The organism is Pseudomonas sp. AS2.8 (assembly GCF_014190935.1).
In the GTDB taxonomy this organism is placed as follows: Bacteria; Pseudomonadota; Gammaproteobacteria; order Pseudomonadales; family Pseudomonadaceae; genus Chryseomonas.
Genome location: NZ_JACHVV010000002.1, coordinates 962,457 through 982,125 on the forward strand (window position 1 = coordinate 962,457; position 19,669 = coordinate 982,125).

Genomic DNA, 19,669 nt, shown 5'->3' on the forward strand with positions numbered 1-19,669 from the left:
ACCCGGTTTCCTCGCGGCGTGTTCATGGATAAGGCGTTCATTGCAGGCGCCAGTCACCCTCGACCTTGGCATAGGTCAGTTGACGGCCGTCCGCCAGACTCAGGCGGGCACGGGTGTATTCGGGCAGGTCGACGCGGAAATCCCGACCTTCCAGATAGAGCCCGCCACAGGCACCCGGCTCGCCGTGGTAGTCCAGCGGCTGGCGCTGCAATTCGTGGATGCTGCGGTGGAACAGCAGATTGGCGTAGCCGCGCACGGTCATGTCGGTGGAGATGAGGGTGCACTCCAGTGCGACCTGGCCTTTCACCAGGCTCACCAGCGCCTGGTTCTGCCGGTCGATGGCGCCCCAGCCGGCATAGCCGGCGAGGTCCTGACGATAGGTCTGGCCGTTCTGCAGGGCCGCGGCCACCAGCACCACGGCGAGCACCGCCCGCCCCGGGGTCTTCAGGGCCAGGAAGGCCAGGCCGAGCAGCAGCGCGGCGGGAAAGATGAACTTGAGGCGATCGAAGGAAAACTGGGTGGCGTGCTGCAGCAGCAACAGATTCTCCAGCAGCGGCACGCTGGCGGCGACCAGCAGCAGCGCGGTGCTGCGCGGCCAGTTCAGCGACTTCCGCTTCCAGAGCAGCACTCCCAGGGCGATGGCCACCGCGGCCAGGAACAGGCCGAAGGACAGCCCGTAGCCGGCGAAGAAATCGGCCAGGTGGGCATTGTTCGGACTGCGGGCGAGAAAGCGCCGGGCAAAGGCCTTGAGCGTCGGCAACAGACCCGCCGCCAGGCTGTAGTGCAGCAGCACCAGCAGGCCGGCCAGCGCGGTGGCGAAGGCCAGGCGCCAGGCCATCCGCCGGCCGTCCGGCAGGTGCCGGTGCTGCAGCCAGAACAGCGCGACCAGGCCGCCGCCGAAGACATAGCCGGTCCATTCGGTCAGGGCGCCGAAGCAGACCAGGCCGGCCAGCAGCCAGCCCAGGCGCCGGCGCTGGTTCGCGGGCGCCCGCAGGTAGTGGAAGAAGGTCAGCAGACTGGCCAGCAGCAGCACTTGGTAGAAACTCTGCACCCAGTAGAGCAGGCCCTGGGAAAGCAGCGCCTCGCGGCTGAAGATCGCGATCAGGCAGCCCAGCACCGCGCTCGTGGCGGCCAGGGCGCGGGTGGCGCCATGGCTGCGCAGCACCAGATAGAGCAGGCGAAACAGCAACAGCGCCGTCAGGGCGCCGAGGGCGGCGTTGAACAGCGCGAGGCTGTGCAGCGACGGCGCCAGGCCCGCGGCCTTGAGACCGAGATAGGGCGCGAGGAAGCCGTAGCTGCTGAAGCTGGTGTAGACGTAGTCGCCACTGTGGGTGGGAATGGTCGCGCCCCAGGACACCTGCTTGTCGTGACTGCCGCCCAAGGTCACCGTGGGCAACCACCAGTGGCGGGCGACGCCGGACTCGTCCAGGGCATTGATACTGAGCAGGACGTGATAGCTGGCTTCGAGATTCTGCGCCCCGGTGCCGTCGCGGAAATCCGGCAGGCGCCACAGCAGGGCCAGCAACAGCAGCAGGCCGACCGCCAGACCGCCCAGCCAGAAAGGCCACCGTCCCACCCGGACCTCGGGATGGGTAACGTCCGATACCACGCTCATTGTCCTGTCTCCTGACAGCCATGCAGTCGAGAACGCCGTCCAGGGCAGTGAAGAACCAGGCGCCATCTTCCGCAGGCCTGGTACAGCCGGTGCAAGACCGCCCACGCAGGCCAAGAGGCGCGTGGGCGGGTAACCGGGCTTCAACCGCTGACTACATTCAAGAAGCCGTCAGGAACACGCCGTTGCCGGGAGGCAGCGGCGTTTGCATCTGATACCCGGGTGCGTCCGCCAGCTTCGGCAGGGCACCAGCGGCTCCGGAAAACCCGGCGCGAGCCAGGGCTTGTCGTCCGGAGACACGACAGGTCGCGAAGAAGACTGCCTTAGCACCTTGAGACTGCCAAGCGGGCATCTGTCACGTTCTGCATGGAGTGTCACATTTTTGGCTTTTGCTTTCGCTTAGAGTCGACGCAGCACTCCAGCCGACAAGGTGCGGACCCCTGATCCAGCGCCTGGCGTTCCCAGCTGTGCCCTGCCTGGCGTGACGATTTCGACCCCGGTTCGCCGCTCGTTGTCCCCTCGACAGCGCCCGGCCGCGACGGCTGTCCTCCTCCGTACCTGCCCAAGGCCCGCTCCTGCATGGACAAGTCGCATCACGCTCTACCCGCTGCCACCCAGGCGGCGGACATCGGGTTCGCCCGCTACTGCGCCGCCCTCTGGCGCCATCGCCGCGGCCTGCTCGCCTGCATCGCCCTCTGCACCCTGCTGGGCGTGGCCTATACCCAGCTGACCGCACCGCGCTATCAGGCGGTGGCGACGGTGCAGATCGAATACCAGCGCGGCATCGTGCGCCTGGACGAGTCCGACAATGGCCGGCCGCTGCCGCCACCGGAAGCCATCACCGAGATGCAGCTGCTCACCTCGCGGCGGGTGGTCGGTGAAGTCGTCGACGCCGAGGGCCTGGACCTGAGCGTCACCCCGCGGCGCCTGCCGCTGCTGGGCGACTGGCTGGCCCGGCGTCACGCGCGAGCCGGTGAGGGCGTGGCCCCGCCGCTGTTCGGCCTCAAGCAGTTCGGCTGGGGCGGCGAGCAGCTCACCATCGCCAGCCTGAACGTGCCCGATGCCCTCTATGGCCAGCCACTCACCCTCACGGCCGAGGCCCCGGACCGTTTCCTGCTGAGCGATGCCCAGGGCAAGCGTCTGCTGGAGGGGCGGCTGGGCGAGCCGGCCAGCGCCGGCGAGCTGCGCCTGGACATCGCCCAGCTGCACGCCTATCCGGGCACCGAATTCATCCTGGTCAAGCAGCGCCGCGGCGTGACCATCCAGGCGCTGCAGGAACGCCTCATGGTCAGCGAGCGCGGCAAACGCTCGGGCATCCTCTCGATCCAGCTGCAGGACACCGATCCGCTCAGGGCGCAACGCATCCTGCGCGGCATCACCGAGGCCTATGTGCGCCAGGACGTGACCCGCAACGCCGATGAATCCACCCAGCAGCTGGCCTTCCTGCGCCAAGAGTTGCCGCGGGTGAACCAGCGCCTGGCCGAAGGTCGCCAGGCCCTGGACAGCTACCAGCGGCGGCAGGGCTCCATCGCCATCGGCCAGGAAGCTCGTAGCCTGCTGCGTCAGGCGGTGGACCTCGATGGCCAGCTGTCGGCCCTGGAGATGGAGCGTCTGGCACTGGCGCTGCGCTACACCACCACCCATCCGCTGTATCAGACCCTGCTGGCACGCCGCCAGGTGCTCAGCGGCGAGCGTCAGGCCCTGCAGCAGCGCCTGGCCAAGTTGCCCCAGACCCAGCAGGAGGTGCTGCGCCTGCAGCGCGAAGTCGAGGCGGCGGACAAGGTCTATGCGCTGATCAGCAAGCGCATCCAGGAATTGTCGGTGGTGCGCGCCGGCACGGTGAGCGATGTGCGCATCATCGACAGCGCCTACACCCAGATCGCCCCGGTCTATCCCAAGAAGCCCCTGCTGATCCTCAGCGCCCTGCTCTTCGGCTGCCTGGCCGGTGCCGCCTGGGTCTATCTGCGCGCCAGTCTCGAGCGCGGCATCGAAGACGCCGAGGGCCTGGAAGACCTCGGCCTGCCGGTGCTGGCGCAACTGCCGCTGGCGCCGAGTCGCCAGGTCGGCGGGCCCCTGCAGACCTCGCTCGACAGCGGCTACCAGGAAGCCCTGCGGATCCTGCGGACCAGCCTGGCCTTCGCCCGCACCGAGGCACGCAACGACCTGCTGCTGATCACCAGTGCCAGCCCCGCGGCCGGCAAGTCTTCGGTGGCCGTGCAACTGGCGCGGGTGCTGGCCGAAGGCGGGACGCGGGTGCTGCTGGTGGATGCCGACCTGCGGCGCGGGCGCCTGCACCGGCGCCTGCAGCTGGCCCGCCGTCCGGGCCTGGCCGAGGTGCTGGCGGGGCTGGCGACGCCCGAGCAGGCGATCCAGCCCTCGGCGATACCCGGCCTGGACTGCCTGGTGGGCGGCATCCGGCCGCCGAATCCGGCCGAATTGCTGATGAGCGCGCGCTGTACCGAACTGCTGCGCGGTCTGCAGCAGGACTACGAACTGGTCATCCTCGACACCCCGCCGGTGCTGGCGGTGACCGATGCCGTGCTGCTGGCCGCCCAGGCCGGCACCTGCCTGCTGGTGTCGCGCCATGGGTGCAACACCGCCAAGGAGATCGAGGCGACCCAGCGCCAGTTCGCCCACAGCGGTCTGGTACTGCAGGGTGCGGTGCTCAACGCCGTGCCACCCCCACCGTTCACCCGCGCCGCGCTGGGCATCCTGACCGGCTGACGCATTGCCCTGACCGGGCGCCACACCGTGCTGGCGCCTGGCCATCCTCTGTCATCAAAGCTCAATACGGAGCCCCTAGGCTGCATCGACCTCCCGAGAACGGATTCGTAGCGATGTCGTCCGCTCCCCTGCCCTCCCCGCGTACCTCCTCCCGCCCCAGCCAAGGCTGCGCCCTCGACCTCTGCACCCGGTGGCCCGCGGTCGAGGCCGAGCATACCAACGCCATGGTCATGGACCTGTTCAGCGAACGCCGCGAGATCACCAGTCTCGCGGTGATCGAGCACGACCGCCCGATCGGCCTGATCAACCGCGACATCTTTCTCTCGCAGATGAGCAAGCCGTATCACCGCGAAGTCTACGATCGCAAGAGCTGCATCGCCTTCATGGACAAGGAGCCACTGGTGGTGGACGCCGGCCTGTCCATCGAGGAGCTGACCCGGCGCACCGTCGAGGTGGGCGAGAAGGCCCTGGCCGACGGCTTCATCGTCACCCGCGAGGGGCGCTTCGTCGGCCTCGGCCTGGGCGTGCAGCTGATGCGCAGGGTCGCGGACCTGCAGGCCGAGAAGAATCGCCAGATCATGCACAGCATCGAATACGCCAGCGTCATCCAGCGCGCCATGCTGCGCAGCTCGCGCGAGGCCCTGGCGGTGATGGAGCAGGACGCCACCCTGGTCTGGCAGCCGCGCGACGTGGTCGGCGGCGACTTCTATCACTTCGCCCAGCACGCAGACGGCTGGTTCGGCGCCATCGCCGACTGCACCGGCCACGGCGTGCCCGGCGCCTTCATGACCCTGATCGCCTCGGCGTCCCTGACCCAGGCCCTGCAACAGCTGGGACCACGCGATCCCTCGGCACTGCTGGCGGCGATCAACGCCAGCGTCAAGGCGATGCTGGGGCAGTCCGGCGGCATCTCCGAATCCAACGACGGCCTGGACCTGGCCTGCTTCTGGGTGGATAGACACGGCCACAGCCTGACCTACGCCGGCGCCCGCATGCCCCTCCACCTGCTGGCACCCGACGCCGCGGAGGTCCTGACCCTGGCGCCGCTGCGCCTGGGCATCGGCTACGCCGACAGCCCGCTCGACCAGTGCTGGCCGGCCACCACCCTGCCGCTGCAACCGGGCAGCCTGCTGTTCGCCACCACCGATGGTCTGATCGACCAGATCGGCGGCCCGCGGCGCACCTCCTTCGGCAAGCGCCGCGCCCTGGCCCGGTTGAGCGAGTCGCGCACGGCGCCCACCGCGACCTTCTGTGAGCAACTCAGTGCGGACCTCGCCCGCTGGCAGGGTGACGAACTGCGTCGCGACGACCTCACCTTCCTCTGCATCCGCGTGGCCTGACCGACATGACCGCTTCCTTTCCCGCGAACGGCGCCTTTCTCGAACTCGCCCAGCAGCAGCACGTGATCTTCTATCACCGCGGCTATTTCTCCCATGGCATCGTCGCCGCCATGGCCGAGGTGGTGAAGCTGCAACTGGAATTCGAAGGGATCAGCGGCGCCACCCGGCGCAAGCTGTTTTCCTCCTTCATCGAGCTGTCACAGAACGTCCTGCACTATTCCGCCGATGCCCTGCCCCCGGATGCCCTGGCGGACGCCAAGCTGGGCCAGGGTTCGGTCTGTATCACCCGCCAGGACGGCAACTACCAGATGCTCTGTGCCAATCCCATCGCCAGCGACAAGGTCGACGCCCTGCGCGAGCGGCTCGAGCCGCTGTGCAGCATGTCGCTGGAACAGATCAAGCAGGCCTATCGCGAATCCCTGCGCGCCGAGACCCCGGCCGACAGCAAGGGCGCCGGCCTCGGCTTCCTGACCATGGCGCGCGATGCCAGCGCCCCCCTGGAATTCGCCTTCCATCCCTCCACGCAGACGCCGGGCACCACCCTGTTCTGCCTGAAAGCCATCATCTGACAGGGACCCCGACCTCGTATGGACACCGTGTTCATCGCTCCCACCGCCACCTCTCCGGAGGTGGACTTCCGTTTCGCCGAGGACGAACTCTGGCTCAAGGGTGAATCCTTTCCGGAAAACGCCGCGGCCTTCTATCTGCCGGTGATCGAGTCGCTGCGGGCCTATCTCGACCAGCGCCAGGACGCCCGCATCCGGGTGCACGTCGCCCTGGCCTACTTCAACAGCTCCAGCACCAAGATGCTGTTCACCCTGTTCGACGCCCTGGACCAGGCGGCCCAGGCCGGCAACCGGGTGGAGTTGCACTGGTACTACGATGCCGAGGACGAGACCATCCAGGAATTCGGCGAAGAACTGCGGCTGGACTTCCAGGCGCTGACGTTCATCGAGCATCCCGAGCTGCCGGCATGACCGCCAGCGTCAGGCGCTGCAGCCCGGCCGAGGCAGGCCCCGACCTGTTCGAGCAGGAAGCCGGGGTGCTGCAGGCGGCGCGCGCCCTCTTTGGGGCCAACGACGCCGATGCCGAGCGCTACCGAGCCGCCCTGGGCGACCTGACGCTGCATTTCGAACGCCTGATGCGCGAGACTCGCCGGCTGATCGCCCGCAGCGACCGCGCCGAACGCGAGATGAACTCCCTCAACCAGCAATTGCAGACCCTCAGCCAGCAGCTGGAATATCGCGCCACCCACGACGCCCTCACCGGGATGCTCAATCGCGGCGCGGTCATCGACCAGGCCGGCCAGGCGCTGCGGCAGCGGGGCGGCGCCATGATCGTGCTGGACATCGATCACTTCAAACGCATCAACGACGACTTCGGCCATCCCGCCGGCGATCGGGTGATCCAGGCCATCGCCCGCTGCCTGCAGGAGCTGGTCCAGGCGCCGGCCATCGTCGGTCGCGTGGGTGGCGAGGAATTCACCGTGCTCCTACCCACCCTGGCGCGGGACGAGGCCCTGGCCATGACCGAGTGCCTGCGCCTGCGCATCGCCCGGGAGGCGACCGGCACAGCGCCGGTGACGGCCAGCTTCGGCGTCAGCCTCAACCTGCCGGGCACCGACTTCGAGCTCGCCTACGGCCTGGCCGACGCGGCGCTGTACCGGGCCAAGCGCGCGGGCCGCAACCAGGTGGTGCTGGCCGACTGACCATCACGCCCCGTCAGCCGTGCGCCCTTGCTCCGGGCACAAAAAAGCCGCTGCGCCGGAGAGGCACAGCGGCTTTTTGCTGGCCGCTTAGGACTGCTTCCAGTCCGGATAACGGCGCTGGTCGGCGGCCGGCGGGAAGTACTGGTACAGCCAGGTTTCGCTCAGGGCGCGGTCCTGGGTGCGGATGAAGGCACGCATCTGCACCGGATCGGCCTTGTCGCTGGTGGGGTACCAGTCGAAGATCACCCGGTAGCCGCCGATCTCGTCGATCTTGAGCACGTGGAAATCCTGCACCTTGCCATCGGTGACGGTGACCACCGGCTCGATGCCGGTACCCTCGGGCAGGAACGACAGGCCGCCGCCGTTGAAATCGATGGCGAAGCGCCGCGCCCAGACCTTGGGCCAGTGTTCACCGGGCGCCCAGCCCTCGGGGAAGCCGCCGATCCCGGAACGGGTGGCATTGACCCGCGCCAGCGGCGTGCTCACCGGCGGCAGCGCACTCCAGTGCAGCTTGTAGCCATAGTGCAGCGACTTGCCGGCGGTGATCCTCTCGGCCGGCGCCCAGAAGGCCACGATGTTGTCCAGGGTTTCGCCGGTGGTGGGGATCTCCAGCAGCTGGATGGCACCCTCGCCCCAGGCGGAGGTGGGCTCGACCCACAGACTCGGCCGGCGGTCGTAGCGCACCATGACGTCTTGGTAGCTCTCGAATTCGTGATCGGTCTGCACCAGGCCGAAGCCCTTGGGACTGTCGTCCTTGAAGGCGTTGAACTGCAACTTGGGCGGATTGTTAAGCGGGCGACAGATCCACTCGCCGTTGCCCTTCCACATGGCCAGGCGATCGGAGTCGTGGATCTGCGGGTGGTAGGTGTTGCAGGTCTGCCGCTCGTGGGTGCCGCAGCCGAACATGCTGGTCATGGGCGCGATGCCCAGTTGCTTGATGTCGCGGCGGGCGTTGACGTTGGCATCCACGTCCATCACCACGCGGTCGTTCAGGCAGTCGATGTCGAAGCGATAGGCACCGGTGGCGCTGGGCGAATCGAGCAGCGCATAGACCACGAAGCGGGTGCTGTTCTTGTTCGGGGTGACGAACCAGAACTTGGTGAAGTCGGGGAATTCCTCGGGCCGATCGGCATAGGTGTCGATCGCCAGGCCGCGGGCCGAGAGGCCGTACTGGCGGGTCTTGTCCACGGCGCGGAAGTAGCTGGCGCCGAGGAAGGAGACGATGTCGTACTGGGCCAGGTGCGGCGCCTTGAACAGCTTGAAGCCGGCGAAGCCGAGATCGCCCTTGAGCTGGCTCTTGTCGACGCCACTGTCGTTGTAGTTGAACAGCTCGGGGCGGAAGTGGACTTCCCTGGCCTCGTTGGTCTTGGGGTCCACCGAGAACATCCGCACCGGGGTCTTGAAGCCCATGCCGACATGGAAGAACTGTACGTCCAGCTGGCCCTTGAGGTCGTGCCAGAGCGAATGCTGGGCATCGTAGCCGATGGCATTGAACTGCTGCGGCGTCATGTTCGCCAGGGTGTCGGGCAGTTTCTGGGCGGTGGGCTGGTAGGCCTGGCCGGCCAGCTCCTTGGCGTGCTGCTTGAGCCAGTCGAAATCGAAGGCCTGGCCATCGCCATTGGCCGGATTGGCAAAGGCCTGGAGGGCGAACAGCCCGGTGGAGGGAATGCCGGTGTAGGCCGCCAGGGCCAGGGACGCTTTGAGCAGGTGTCTACGCTGCATGGATCAACCTTGGTCACTAAGGATGAAAGATTCGGCCCAGCCGAACCGCCAGAAAGGAAAAAGAATGCACGATACCCGGATAGGTTCGCCATCGCACCGGTGAACTGCAGCCTAGCGCACGCTCTGGCCTGCCAGAGGGGTTACCAAAGCTTTCCGGATCACAGTTCCGGTTGCCGGGCCTCCCGGAAAGCGCATCATCGACCTTCCCTTGCCGCTTCCGTGGAGACCCGCATGGCCGCTGCCGCCATCGCCTTCGGGCAACCCAGCCCCATCCTGAGCATCTTCGATGACGAAAAGGCGCGTGAATTCTACTGCCACTTCCTCGGTTTCCGCCTGGTCTGGGAACACCGCTTCGAACCGGGGCTGCCGCTGTACGCCGAAGTCGAGCGCGCCGGCCTGCGCCTGCACCTCTCCGGCCACCACGGCGATGCCTGCCCCGGCTCGACGGTCTTCGTGCGCATGACCGGCATCCGCGCCTTCCAGGCCGAGTTGCTGGCCCAGGACTACGGCTTCGCCCGCCCGGGTATCGAGGAATTGCCCTGGGGCCTGGTGATGGAGATCGCCGATCCCTTTGGCAATCGGCTGAGGTTCTGTGAGGAAGAGTTGGCGGGTTAGCCGGGGAACAGGACAAATAGTTGATGACCGAGCCAGGCATGTCGCCAGGATCAGACTGAGCGGCCTAGTCACAGGAAGGATCGCGGAATGGATTATCTGTTGGAACTACTCTTGCGCCTGTTCTGCTTTCCCATCGGCTGGCCCGTGATGAAGCTCCTTAGCTGGGGCCGTTATCCGAAGCCCAAGACTTGGTTCGCGGAAACACCTCAATCTGACTGGACCAGTGGTATTGGCTTGTTGGTCTGGACAGTGGTGTTACTCGCGGTGCTGAAGCAATTCGAATTCTTCTAAAGCGCTGAAGACGCAATTTCATCAGCCTAAGCAAGAACGACGCGTGGAAAACGCGTCGCGGTTTTTCACCCTACGCAGGGAGTCATGCACCCTGCCGCTCTGCCCCCTCTCCCCCGGGGAGAGGGTTGGGGTGAGGGGAAGGCAGCGCTCGATGCCGCGGTGTTGGGCTTCGACGGTGGAGCTGTCTCAACCCAACCTACGGGAGCCCATGGATGGACTTGTTTAGCGGAGCAGCACACTCCGTGGAAAACGCTACGCGGTTTGCCACCCTACACCGGCGTCACGCCCCCCGCCGCTTTGCCCCCTCTCCCTCGGGGAGAGGGCTGGGGTGAGGGAAAGGCAATCGCACAAGGTCATCGTCTCCTTCGCAGCGAAGCCCAACGGCCTCAGGCCGGCAGGGGTTCGGGCAGGGGCACCGCGCCCTCCTCCACCTGCCACCAGGTCGGTAGCAGCGCCCTGACCTCGGGCTGGGTGAATCTGTCGTCGATGAGGTAGAGGCAGCCGCGGTCCTGCACGGTGCGGATCACCCGGCCGGCGGCCTGGATGACCTTTTGCAGACCCGGATAGAGGTAGGCGTAGCGATAGCCGTCGCCGAAGCGCCGCTGCAGGCGCTGGCGCAGCTGTTCGTTGACCGGATTGAGCTGGGGCAGGCCCAGGGTGGCGACGAAGGCGCCGATCAGGCGGTCGCCGGGCAGGTCGATGCCCTCGCCGAAGCTGCCGCCGAGCACGGCGAAGCCGATGCCGCGGCCGTCGGCCTGGAAGCGCTCGAGAAAGGCCTGGCGGGCGGCCTCGTCCATGCCGCGGGACTGGCGCCACTGGGGCACGTCGGGCGCCAGCTCGGCAAGCGCCTCGGCCACCTGGTCGAGGTAGTCGAAGCTGCTGAAGAAGGCCAGGTAGTTGCCCGGGCGCTGGCGATAGCGACTGGCGATCAGGGCGGCGATGGGCGCGCGGGAGGCGGCGCGGTCGGCGTAGCGGGTGGAGAGCCGCACCAGGCGCACCTCCAGTTGCTCGGCGGCGAAGGGCGAGGCGACGTCGACCCAGGCACTGCCGGCTGGGACTCCGAGCAGATCACGGTGGAAATGCTGGGGAATCAGGGTGGCCGAGAACAGGGTGCAGCTGTGCGCCGCCGCCAGCCGCGGACCGACGAAGGGCGCCGGTACCAGGTTGCGCAGATTGAGTTGCGACTGCGCCTTGCCGCGGCCCTTGAGCAGGGTGACGTCGAACAGCGAGTGATCGCCAAAGGTCTCGCCCAGGCGCATGAACTGCAGCAGGTCGAAGAACAGCGTCTGCAGCTCCGGCGCCGGCGGCTGCCCGGATTCGCCGAAGTGCTCGGTGAGCAGACCCACCACCCGTTGCAGGGCGGTCAGGAAGGCGGCGGGCAATTCCGGCTGCACCTGGTAGTCGACCTGCTGCTCCTTGTGCAGGCGATTCCATTCGCGATTGAGCGCCTGCAGGCCCTTGGCGATGGCCGGTGGCGCCACCGCCTTGCCGGCCGCCAGGCGGCGTTGATCGACACTGGCGCTGTACATGCCGCGGGCGCGGTCGAGCAGGTTGTGGGCTTCGTCCACCAGCACCCCGACGCGCCACTCCTGGGTCTGGGCCAGGGCATGGAGCATGGCGCTGGCGTCGAAATAGTAGTTGTAGTCGCCCACCACCACGTCGCTCCAGCGTGCCAGTTCCTGGGCCAGGTAGTAGGGACAGACCTCATGGGCCAGGGCCGTCTCCCGCACCCGCGCCCGGGTCAGCTGCGTGGGTGCGGCCAGGGCCGCGGCGCGGGCCGCCGGCAGTCGGTCATAGAAGCCGCGGGCGAGCGGGCAGGACTCGCCATGACAGGCCAGCGCCGGGTGCTCGCAGGCCTTGTCCCGCGCCACCAGCTCCAGCACCCGCACCGGCGCGGCCAGGGACTCCAGGCCATGCAGGGCCAGGGCGCGGCCGGGCGTCTTGGCGGCCAAAAAGAACAGTCGATCGAGGTTCTGCCGCGGCATGGCCTTGAGCAGCGGGAACAGGGTGCCCACCGTCTTGCCGATGCCGGTGGGCGCCTGGGCCAGCAGGCAACAGCCGACGCTGGCGGCCTTGTAGACGGCTTCCGCCAGGGGCCGCTGGCCGTGGCGAAAGTCGGGATGGGGAAAGGCCAGGGTCGAAAGCGCCCTGTCCCGCGTGGCGCGATGGGCCAGCTCCTGGCGCGCCCAGGCGAGAAAGCGCGAACACTGGAGTTCGAAATGCGCGGCCAGGTCCGCGGCCGTCCACTGCTCGGTGAAGACGGTCTCGGCGCCCGTGCCGATGTCGAAATAGACCAGCGCCAGGGTCAGCTCCGACAACGCGCGGCTCTGGCAGAGCAGATGCCCATAGACCTTGGCCTGGGCCCAGTGCAGGTGGCGGTGATTGCCCGGCTGGCGCTCCAGGCTGCCCCTGTGGGTCTTGATCTCCTCCAGGTGCCGGGCCGCGGCGTCGAAGCCGTCGGCGCGACCGCGTACCTGCAGGTCTTCGAAGTCGCCCTGCAGGCTGACCTCACGCTCATAGCCGGGGCCGCGCCGCGCGGCCACTCGCTGGTGGCCCTCGATGCCTTCCAGGGCGGTGGGCGACGGGGTGAATCTGAGATCCAGATCGCCGGCCTTGGCGGTGAATTCGCAGAGGGCGCGAACGGCGATGCGATAGCTCATGCGGAGGTCGCGGCCACTTGCCACTGCACGTGGCAGACGCTGACGGGGATGTCATGGGCGGCGAAGAAGTCCAGCCAGCGGCGCTGGTTGTCCTGCAGGCGATCGCCCGGGCCCTTGACCTCGATCATCCGGTAGCGGCCTTCGGCCGGCCAGAACTGGATCAGGTCGGGGAAGCCGGTGCGGTTGTTTTCCGGATCCTCCAGCAGCCGTTCGAAGCACAGCCGCAGGTGGCGTGCCGGCAGGCAGGCCAGAGCCTGGTCGAGCAGTTCGCTGCCGAGGATACCCCAGGCGACGAAGGGCGAGGCCAGGCCGCGCTTGCTGGCGAAGCGCTCGCGGATCACCGCCGCATGGGAGCCGTCGTCCAGTCGCGCCAGGCAGGCGGCGAAGGCCTCGGCCCGCCGCTCGCGAAAGCCCGGCAGGCGCAGGTCGGCCGGTTCGCGTTGGTAGGGGTGGAAGAAGGCGCCGGGGATGGCGAGGAAGATGGCGTCCCAGCACAGCAGCCCGAACAGGCTGGTGAGCAGGGTGTTTTCCACGTAGTGCACCGGCGCCTCCTCGCGGCCCAGGTGCTCGCGCACCAGCCACTCGACCCGGCGCAGGCCGTCGTTGACCAGTTCGAAATCGAGGCGCTCCACCGGGCTGGCCGGGCGGCGCTTGTTGGGCGGCCCGCCCTGCTTGCGCACCAGCCGCGGCAGGATGCGCGCTACCTGCTGGCGTTCGGCGTCATGGGCCGGCGCGGCGACGATGGCTTCCGCCAGCGCCTGGGCGGCGGGCCAGTCCTCCAGCCGTTCGAGCATGCGCAGGGCGCGGATACGCGATTCGGGATGCGCCGACGCGGCGTAGAGCGCCTGCGCCTGGGCCAGTTCGCCAAGGCGCTCGTGATGCTGCGCCAGTTCGTGGAGCAGCTTGCCGCGGCGCAATTCCAGCCAGGTGTTGGCGAAGCGTTCGGCGGGCAGCAACGGCAGCAGCTCGGCGGCCGGCAGGCCATCGCGCAGCGCCTGCCGGCAGCGCTGGATGTGCAGATAGGCATCCACCTCGTGACGCTGGCCGAAGGCGCGGGATTCGGCGCTGAAGGCCACCGTCTCGTACTGGAAGATCCCCAGATCGGCCAGCACGAAGTCGGTCCAGTCCTGGTGCAGATTGCCAAAGAACAGCAGACGGAGGCGATCGCAGAGATCCATCAGCGTCAGCCGCCAGACCCCCTCCTCCACCAGTTCGGGCATGGTGCCGGCCCAGCCGCTGAACGCCAGGGGCGTGGCCTGCTCGGCTTCCAGCCGCGCCAGCCAGTCTTCCTTGCGCCCGGTCTTGGGCAGCCGCGCGCCAAAGCAGCCCAGCAGCTCTTCCTTGCGCAGCAGGGCGAAGAGTTCGATCAGGTGCAATTCCGGATCGGCCAGCAGCCAGCCGAGCCCCACCAGGGGGGTCGCCGCGGCGCGGGGACAGCCGATCTCGCCATAGACCAGCTTGCTGGCGCGGAACACCTCGCCCTTACGCATCACCAGGCGCACCAGCAGTGCTCGCGAGGGCAACGGCAGCTCGGCGAAGGCGGCGATGAAGTCCTGCTCGCGGTCATCGAGCAGGTCGGGATAGCGCAGGGCGACCCAGTCCAGTACCCGCTGGAAGTTGTGCAGATAGTAGAGGGGATCTTCGAGCGGAGCTTTCATGCGAAACGGACGAATGAGGTGGCGGCTGGGTATTTATCCAGCCCCGACCGGAGCGGGCAACCCCGATGCGATGCGCGGTCGTCCCGCCGGGGTCATGGCACTTCTTTCGGTTGAAGATCCCGACCGGTAGTCATACGATGACTGACAAAGACCACCACAACTACAAGTCCAGGAGTCTGAGCGTGAAGATCAAACGGATCAAAGTCACCCCCATCGCCTTTCGCGATGCCCCGCTGCTCAACGCCAGCGGTATCCACGAACCCTATGCGCTGAGATCCATCATCGAGGTGGAAGGCGACAACGGCCACATCGGCCTGGGCGAGAGCTATGGCGACGCCCCGGTGCTGGCGGTACTCAAGGCCATGGAAAGCAGCCTGGTCGGCCTTTCCGCCTGGGACCTCAACGGCCTGCGCGCCCGGGTGGTGACGACCGTCGCCAGCCTCGCCGGTGGCGTGGTGGCCGGCGCCGAGCTGGCGCCCGGCTCCCATCCCAGCAAGCAGGTGGCCAACGCCTATTCCGCCTTCGAGGTGGCCTTCCTCGACCTGCAGGCGCGCTCCCTGGGCATTCCCCTGGTCGAATTGCTCGGCGGTGCGGTACGTCGCGAGGTGCCCTTCAGCGCCTACCTGTTCCTCAAGTACGCCGAGCATATCGATGCGCCCTACCCGCCCGATCGCTGGGGCGAAGCCATCAGCCCGGAGCAGGTGGTGGCTCAGGCGGCGCGGATGATCGAGGAGAACGGTTTCCAGAGCATCAAGCTCAAGGCCGGCACCCTGCTCGGTCCGGATCACGAGGCGGCCTGTATTAAGGCCCTGCGCCAGGCCTTCCCGGAAGCGCCGCTGCGTATCGACCCCAACGGCAACTGGTCGCTGGAAACGTCGCTGCGCATCGCCGAGGTGCTGAAGGACGATCTGCAGTACTACGAGGATCCGACCCCGGGCCTGGACGGCATGGCCGAACTGCACCGGCGCACCGGCATACCGCTGGCCACCAACATGGTGGTCACCGACTTCGACGAATTCCGCCGCAGCGTGGCCCAAAACAGCGTGCAGATCGTGCTTGCCGACCATCACTACTGGGGCGGGCTCAGGGACACCCAGATCCTCGCGCGGATGTGCGACACCTTTGGCCTGGGCGTCTCCATGCACTCCAACTCGCACCTGGGCATCAGCCTCATGGCCATGACCCACGTGGCCGCCGCGGTGCCCAACCTGGCCTATGCCTGCGATACCCACTATCCCTGGCAGGAAGAGGACGAAGAGGTCATCCAGGGCGGCAAGCTGCCGATCCGCAATGGCTGCGTGGCGCTCAGCGACGCCCCCGGCCTGGGCGTGGAACTGGACCAGGACCAGCTCGCCAAGCTGCACGAGCAGTTCCTCGCCATCGACATCCGCAGCCGCGACGACGTGCGCCAGATGCGCAAGTACCAGCCGGACTGGGAAACCCGCAAGCCGCGTTTCTAGGTCTTAGCCCCCTCTTCCAGGCCCCTGACGACCGGCTCTCCCGCCGGCCGTCAACGGCTCCGCTTCCCGGCGTCGCGGTTGTACAATCCCCTCGGCACAAGGGTGCCCAAGAACAACGAGAAAGTACGCACAGGGAATTGGGGGACGATGTTGAACGCACCACGCCTCACCGCACTCATGCTCGGCCTGGGACTGGCGGTCAGCGCCACCCTCGCCCCGGCGCAGAATCAGGATCCGGCTCGCGCCTACGTCGACGCCCTGCTGGCGAAGATGACCCTGGAAGAGAAGATCGGCCAGCTCAATCTGGTGAGCGTCGGGCCGGACTATCCCAAGGAAGCCATCATGGCGGACATCCGCGCCAGCAAGGTGGGCGCCATGTTCAACACCGTGACCCGCCCCGACATCCGCCAGATGCAGGACCAGGTCGTGCACAGCCGGTTGAAGATCCCGCTGTTCTATGCCTATGACGTCATCCACGGCATGCGCACCATCTTCCCCATCAACCTGGGCCTGGCCAGCACCTGGAATCTCGACGCCATCGCCACCAGCGGGCGCATCTCCGCGCGGGAAGCGGCGGCCGATGGACTCGACCTGACCTTTTCCCCCACCGTCGACGTCACCCGCGAACCGCGCTGGGGCCGTGCCTCGGAAACCTTCGGCGAAGACACCTGGCTGACCTCGCGCATCGGCGCCACCCTGGTGCACGCCTACCAGGGCAACGATCTGCGCGCCCCCGACAGCCTCATGGCCAGCATCAAGCACTTCGGCGGCTACGGCGCCGTGGAAGCCGGCCGCGACTACAGCAACGTCGACATGAGTCCGCAGCGGCTGATGCAGGACTACCTGCCGCCCTATCGCGCCGCCGCCGAGGCCGGTGCCGGGGCGGTGATGGTGGCGCTGAACAGCATCAACGGCGTCCCGGCCACGGCCAATCGCTGGCTGCTGCAGGACCTGCTGCGCAAGGACTGGAACTACAAGGGCCTGCTGATCAGCGACCACGGCGCCATCAACGAACTGGTGCTGCACGGGGTGGCCAAGGACACCCGCGACGCCGCCGAGCAGGCGCTCAAGGCCGGCGTCGAGCTGAACATGCACGACGACGTCTATGGCAAGCAGCTGCCCGCCCTGCTGGCCGCCGGCAAGGTGACCCAGGCCGAGATCGACCAGGCCGTGCGCGACATGCTGCTGACCAAGTACCACCTGGGTCTGTTCGACGATCCCTATCGCCGCCTGCAGGGCCAGGACCCGACCGACACCAATGCCGAATCGCGGCTGCACCGCGCCGAGGCGCGCCAGGTGGCCCGCGAGAGCCTGGTGCTGCTGAAGAACGAAAAGGCCGTGCTGCCGCTGCGCAAGGGCGCCACCCTGGCGGTGGTCGGTCCGCTGGCCGACAGTCCGCGCGACGTCATGGGCAACTGGTCCGCCGCCGGCGTGGCCGCCCAGGCCGTCTCCATCCGCCGCGGCCTAGAAAACGCCGTGGCCGGTCAGGGCAAGGTGCTCTATGCCAAGGGCGCCAACCTGCTGGACGACCGCGATGTGCTGGCCTACCTGAATTCCTACGAACCGGCGGTCGCGGTGGATCCGCGCAGCGCCAGCGAACTGATCGCCGAAGCCGTGGCCACCGCGCGCCAGGCCGAGGTGGTGGTGGCCGTGGTCGGCGAGTCCCAGGGCATGGCCCACGAGGCCTCCAGCCGCGCCCGCATCAGCGTCCCCGACACCCAGCGCGAGCTGATCAAGGCGCTCAAGGCCACCGGCAAGCCGCTGGTGCTGGTGCTGATGAACGGCCGACCGCTGGCGCTGGAATGGGAACAGGAGCAGGCCAGTGCGCTGCTGGAAGCCTGGTTCCCCGGCACCGAAGGCGGCAACGCCGTGGCCGATGTGCTGTTCGGCGACCACAACCCCTCCGGCAAGCTGACCATGACCTTTCCCCGTGAAGTGGGCCAGGTGCCGCTGTACTACAACCACCTGAGCAGCGGCCGCCCCTTCGATGCGGCCAAGCCGAACAAGTACACCTCGCGCTACTTCGACATCGTCAACGGTCCGCTCTACCCCTTCGGCTATGGCCTGAGCTACACCACCTTCGACGTCTCGGCGCCACAGCTGTCCAGCGCCACCCTGAAGCAGGGCGACACCCTGACCGCCAGGGTCACGGTCAAGAACACCGGCAACCGCGCCGGCGCCACCGTGGTGCAGCTCTACCTGCACGACGTGACCGCCTCCCTGGCGCGACCAGTCAAGGAGCTCAAGGGCTTCCAGAAGGTGATGCTGCAACCGGGCGAGAGTCGCGAGCTGGACTTCCCCATCACCGAGGCGGACCTGCGCTTCTACAACAACGACCTCAAGCTGGTCTCGGAACCGGGCGAATTCAAGGTGATGGTCGGCCTGGATTCGGAGCGGGTGCGCGAGGGGAGTTTCACGCTGTTGTAGGAGGTTCGGCCCTTACCCCAGCCCTCTCCCAAGGGGAGAGGGGGTAAAAGCGTGCAGCTCGATGCCCCCTTGCCTTCCTGCCGGCCCTCACCCCAACCCCCTCCCGAGGGAAGCCTGCTGATAGATGCCACCGCCTCCCTTCGCACCTTTGCCGCCCCCTCTCCCTCCGGGAGAGGGTTGGGGTGAGGGACAGGGTGCGCGCCTTGAGTCCGAACCGTTGGGCTTCGCTGGCGCTCAACCCAACCTACAGGACCCGTAGGTTGGGTTGAGGCGGCTCCATCGCCGAAGCCCAACGAATCGAACCAGGCCTCGTAGCGGCTGGATCCGATCGTCGCCACCGCGGAATGACGAGGGTTCGCCACAGGCCTTGCCACCACCACGCTGGCGAGCAGAATCGCGGCCGATCAAGTCCCTGCCCTTATTACCGCCTGTTATACGCGGGCAACGACTTGCTCTAGGCTAGAGCCTCCGGGATCAACCATAAGCAACCGCGGTATAACGGTCGGTCAATGAAGAATCTTGCCAGCCTCAACACCATCATGTCGCGCCTGCATGCCAAGCAGCTGCGCCTGCTCATCGCCCTGGCGGAAAAGGGTTCGCTGCTCAATGCCGCGGAAGGCCTGGGGCTCACTCAGCCAGGCGCCAGCAAGGCGCTCAAGGAACTGGAGTCCGCCCTCGGAGTGGAGTTGTTCCTGCGCACCAATCGCGGCCTGCTGCCGACCCCGGCAGGTACCTGCGCCATTCGCTTCGCCCGGCTGATCCAGGCCGACCTGGACAATCTGCGCCTCGAACTCCACGCCATCGCCAGCGGTTCGGGCGGCAAGCTGGCCATCGGCACCATCATGGGCGCCGTGCCCCTGCTCACCCATGCCATCTCGCGGCTGCTGGAATTGCAGCCGCGGCTGTCCATCGAGGTGGTGGAAGACACCAGCACCACCCTGCTCGGCCTGATCGACCAGGGACGGCTGGACGCGGCCATCTGTCGCCTGTCGGTGAGCGAGCGGCCGGAAAGCTACGACGCCCTGGTCATCAAGGACGAGTCCCTCGCGGTCATCGCCCATGCCTCTCATCCGGCCGCCCAGCGCGAGCGGGTCGAGCTGCGGGATCTCTCGGACAGTCGCTGGGTGGTCTATCGGGCCAACATGCCCATGAGACGCACCCTGGAACACGAATTCTTCGAGGCGCAGCTGCCCTTTCCCCTGCACCTGATCGAGACCACCTCGGCGCTGACCACCCTATCGCTGCTGAGCCGCAATCCGCGACTGGTGGCGCTGGTCTCGGTCGAGGTGGCGGACTACGTCTGCCAGCACGGCCTGGTCAGTCGCCTGCCGCTGCAGCTCAGATCCCATAGTGAACCCTATGAGCTGGTCTCGCGGCGCAGCGCCCAGCAGAATCCGGCGTTCGCGCTGCTGGTGGAGTCGCTCTACGCGATCCAGCAGGAGGACTGAGCGG

14 protein-coding genes are annotated in these 19,669 nt (G+C 67.4%); 10 read left to right on the forward strand and 4 right to left on the reverse strand.

Translation table 11 applies throughout. From position 1 onward, the window contains the following. Positions 1-37: 37 nt before the first annotated feature. Positions 38-1,615, reverse strand: a complete 1,578-nt coding sequence (locus FHR73_RS11405) for a hypothetical protein (RefSeq protein ID WP_183631179.1) — start codon at positions 1,613-1,615, stop codon at positions 38-40. Between the two features lie 576 nt (positions 1,616-2,191). Between FHR73_RS11405 and FHR73_RS11410 the strand changes: the two genes are divergently transcribed. The 5 genes from FHR73_RS11410 (at position 2,192) to FHR73_RS11430 (ending at position 7,384) form a co-directional block, all read left to right on the forward strand. Further along, positions 2,192-4,336, forward strand: a complete 2,145-nt coding sequence (locus FHR73_RS11410; protein WP_183631180.1) for a polysaccharide biosynthesis tyrosine autokinase — start codon at positions 2,192-2,194, stop codon at positions 4,334-4,336. Positions 4,337-4,449: 113 nt separating this feature from the next. Beyond that, positions 4,450-5,676 carry a SpoIIE family protein phosphatase gene (locus tag FHR73_RS11415; protein ID WP_183631181.1) on the forward strand — a complete coding sequence of 409 codons (1,227 nt, stop codon included), beginning with the start codon at positions 4,450-4,452 and terminating at the stop codon, positions 5,674-5,676. A gap of 5 nt (positions 5,677-5,681) precedes the next feature. Then, positions 5,682-6,245 carry a SiaB family protein kinase gene (locus FHR73_RS11420; RefSeq protein ID WP_183631182.1) on the forward strand — a complete coding sequence of 188 codons (564 nt, stop codon included), beginning with the start codon at positions 5,682-5,684 and terminating at the stop codon, positions 6,243-6,245. Between the two features lie 18 nt (positions 6,246-6,263). Beyond that, positions 6,264-6,653: a DUF1987 domain-containing protein gene (locus FHR73_RS11425; RefSeq protein WP_183631183.1), complete on the forward strand. Its 390-nt coding sequence runs from the start codon at positions 6,264-6,266 to the stop codon at positions 6,651-6,653. Next, complete coding sequence (locus FHR73_RS11430) at positions 6,650-7,384, forward strand: GGDEF domain-containing protein (protein ID WP_183631184.1); 735 nt, start codon at positions 6,650-6,652, stop codon at positions 7,382-7,384. The genes FHR73_RS11425 and FHR73_RS11430 overlap by 4 nt, the downstream gene beginning before the upstream one ends. Before the next feature lie 87 nt (positions 7,385-7,471). On the opposite strand, the gene FHR73_RS11435 is transcribed toward FHR73_RS11430, so the two are convergent. Continuing rightward, complete coding sequence (locus FHR73_RS11435; RefSeq protein WP_183631185.1) at positions 7,472-9,106, reverse strand: glucan biosynthesis protein D; 1,635 nt, start codon at positions 9,104-9,106, stop codon at positions 7,472-7,474. Between the two features lie 231 nt (positions 9,107-9,337). Here FHR73_RS11435 and FHR73_RS11440 point away from each other — a divergent pair, with 231 nt between their 5' ends. Then, positions 9,338-9,721 carry a glyoxalase superfamily protein gene (locus tag FHR73_RS11440; RefSeq protein WP_183631186.1) on the forward strand — a complete coding sequence of 128 codons (384 nt, stop codon included), beginning with the start codon at positions 9,338-9,340 and terminating at the stop codon, positions 9,719-9,721. Between the two features lie 87 nt (positions 9,722-9,808). Next, a complete protein-coding gene (locus tag FHR73_RS11445) occupies positions 9,809-10,012 on the forward strand; it encodes a hypothetical protein (RefSeq protein ID WP_183631187.1) in 204 nt (67 codons plus the stop codon). Positions 10,013-10,398: 386 nt separating this feature from the next. Here FHR73_RS11445 and FHR73_RS11450 read toward each other — a convergent pair whose 3' ends face one another. Then, complete coding sequence (locus FHR73_RS11450) at positions 10,399-12,672, reverse strand: ATP-dependent DNA helicase (RefSeq protein WP_183631188.1); 2,274 nt, start codon at positions 12,670-12,672, stop codon at positions 10,399-10,401. Further along, positions 12,669-14,330: a VRR-NUC domain-containing protein gene (locus tag FHR73_RS11455; protein ID WP_183631189.1), complete on the reverse strand. Its 1,662-nt coding sequence runs from the start codon at positions 14,328-14,330 to the stop codon at positions 12,669-12,671. Before FHR73_RS11455 ends, FHR73_RS11450 begins: the two co-directional genes overlap by 4 nt. A gap of 182 nt (positions 14,331-14,512) precedes the next feature. Here FHR73_RS11455 and FHR73_RS11460 point away from each other — a divergent pair, with 182 nt between their 5' ends. From FHR73_RS11460 to FHR73_RS11470, 3 genes are all read left to right on the forward strand, one after another. After that, positions 14,513-15,790 carry a glucarate dehydratase family protein gene (locus FHR73_RS11460; protein ID WP_183631566.1) on the forward strand — a complete coding sequence of 426 codons (1,278 nt, stop codon included), beginning with the start codon at positions 14,513-14,515 and terminating at the stop codon, positions 15,788-15,790. 147 nt (positions 15,791-15,937) lie between these two features. Beyond that, a complete protein-coding gene (gene bglX, locus FHR73_RS11465) occupies positions 15,938-18,217 on the forward strand; it encodes a beta-glucosidase BglX (RefSeq protein WP_183631190.1) in 2,280 nt (759 codons plus the stop codon). 509 nt (positions 18,218-18,726) lie between these two features. Then, positions 18,727-19,665: a LysR family transcriptional regulator gene (locus tag FHR73_RS11470; protein WP_183631191.1), complete on the forward strand. Its 939-nt coding sequence runs from the start codon at positions 18,727-18,729 to the stop codon at positions 19,663-19,665. Positions 19,666-19,669: the final 4 nt, after the last annotated feature.

Coding starts and splice junctions, on each gene's coding strand:
- FHR73_RS11410 (WP_183631180.1), top strand. CDS start 2,192: ATGGACAAGTCGCATCACGCTCTACCCGCTGCCACCCAGGCGGCGGAC.
- FHR73_RS11420 (WP_183631182.1), top strand. CDS start 5,682: ATGACCGCTTCCTTTCCCGCGAACGGCGCCTTTCTCGAACTCGCCCAG.
- FHR73_RS11435 (WP_183631185.1), bottom strand. CDS start 9,106: ATGCAGCGTAGACACCTGCTCAAAGCGTCCCTGGCCCTGGCGGCCTAC.
- FHR73_RS11405 (WP_183631179.1), bottom strand. CDS start 1,615: ATGAGCGTGGTATCGGACGTTACCCATCCCGAGGTCCGGGTGGGACGG.
- FHR73_RS11415 (WP_183631181.1), top strand. CDS start 4,450: ATGTCGTCCGCTCCCCTGCCCTCCCCGCGTACCTCCTCCCGCCCCAGC.
- FHR73_RS11425 (WP_183631183.1), top strand. CDS start 6,264: ATGGACACCGTGTTCATCGCTCCCACCGCCACCTCTCCGGAGGTGGAC.
- bglX (WP_183631190.1), top strand. CDS start 15,938: ATGTTGAACGCACCACGCCTCACCGCACTCATGCTCGGCCTGGGACTG.
- FHR73_RS11440 (WP_183631186.1), top strand. CDS start 9,338: ATGGCCGCTGCCGCCATCGCCTTCGGGCAACCCAGCCCCATCCTGAGC.
- FHR73_RS11455 (WP_183631189.1), bottom strand. CDS start 14,330: ATGAAAGCTCCGCTCGAAGATCCCCTCTACTATCTGCACAACTTCCAG.
- FHR73_RS11445 (WP_183631187.1), top strand. CDS start 9,809: ATGGATTATCTGTTGGAACTACTCTTGCGCCTGTTCTGCTTTCCCATC.
- FHR73_RS11430 (WP_183631184.1), top strand. CDS start 6,650: ATGACCGCCAGCGTCAGGCGCTGCAGCCCGGCCGAGGCAGGCCCCGAC.
- FHR73_RS11450 (WP_183631188.1), bottom strand. CDS start 12,672: ATGAGCTATCGCATCGCCGTTCGCGCCCTCTGCGAATTCACCGCCAAG.
- FHR73_RS11470 (WP_183631191.1), top strand. CDS start 18,727: ATGAAGAATCTTGCCAGCCTCAACACCATCATGTCGCGCCTGCATGCC.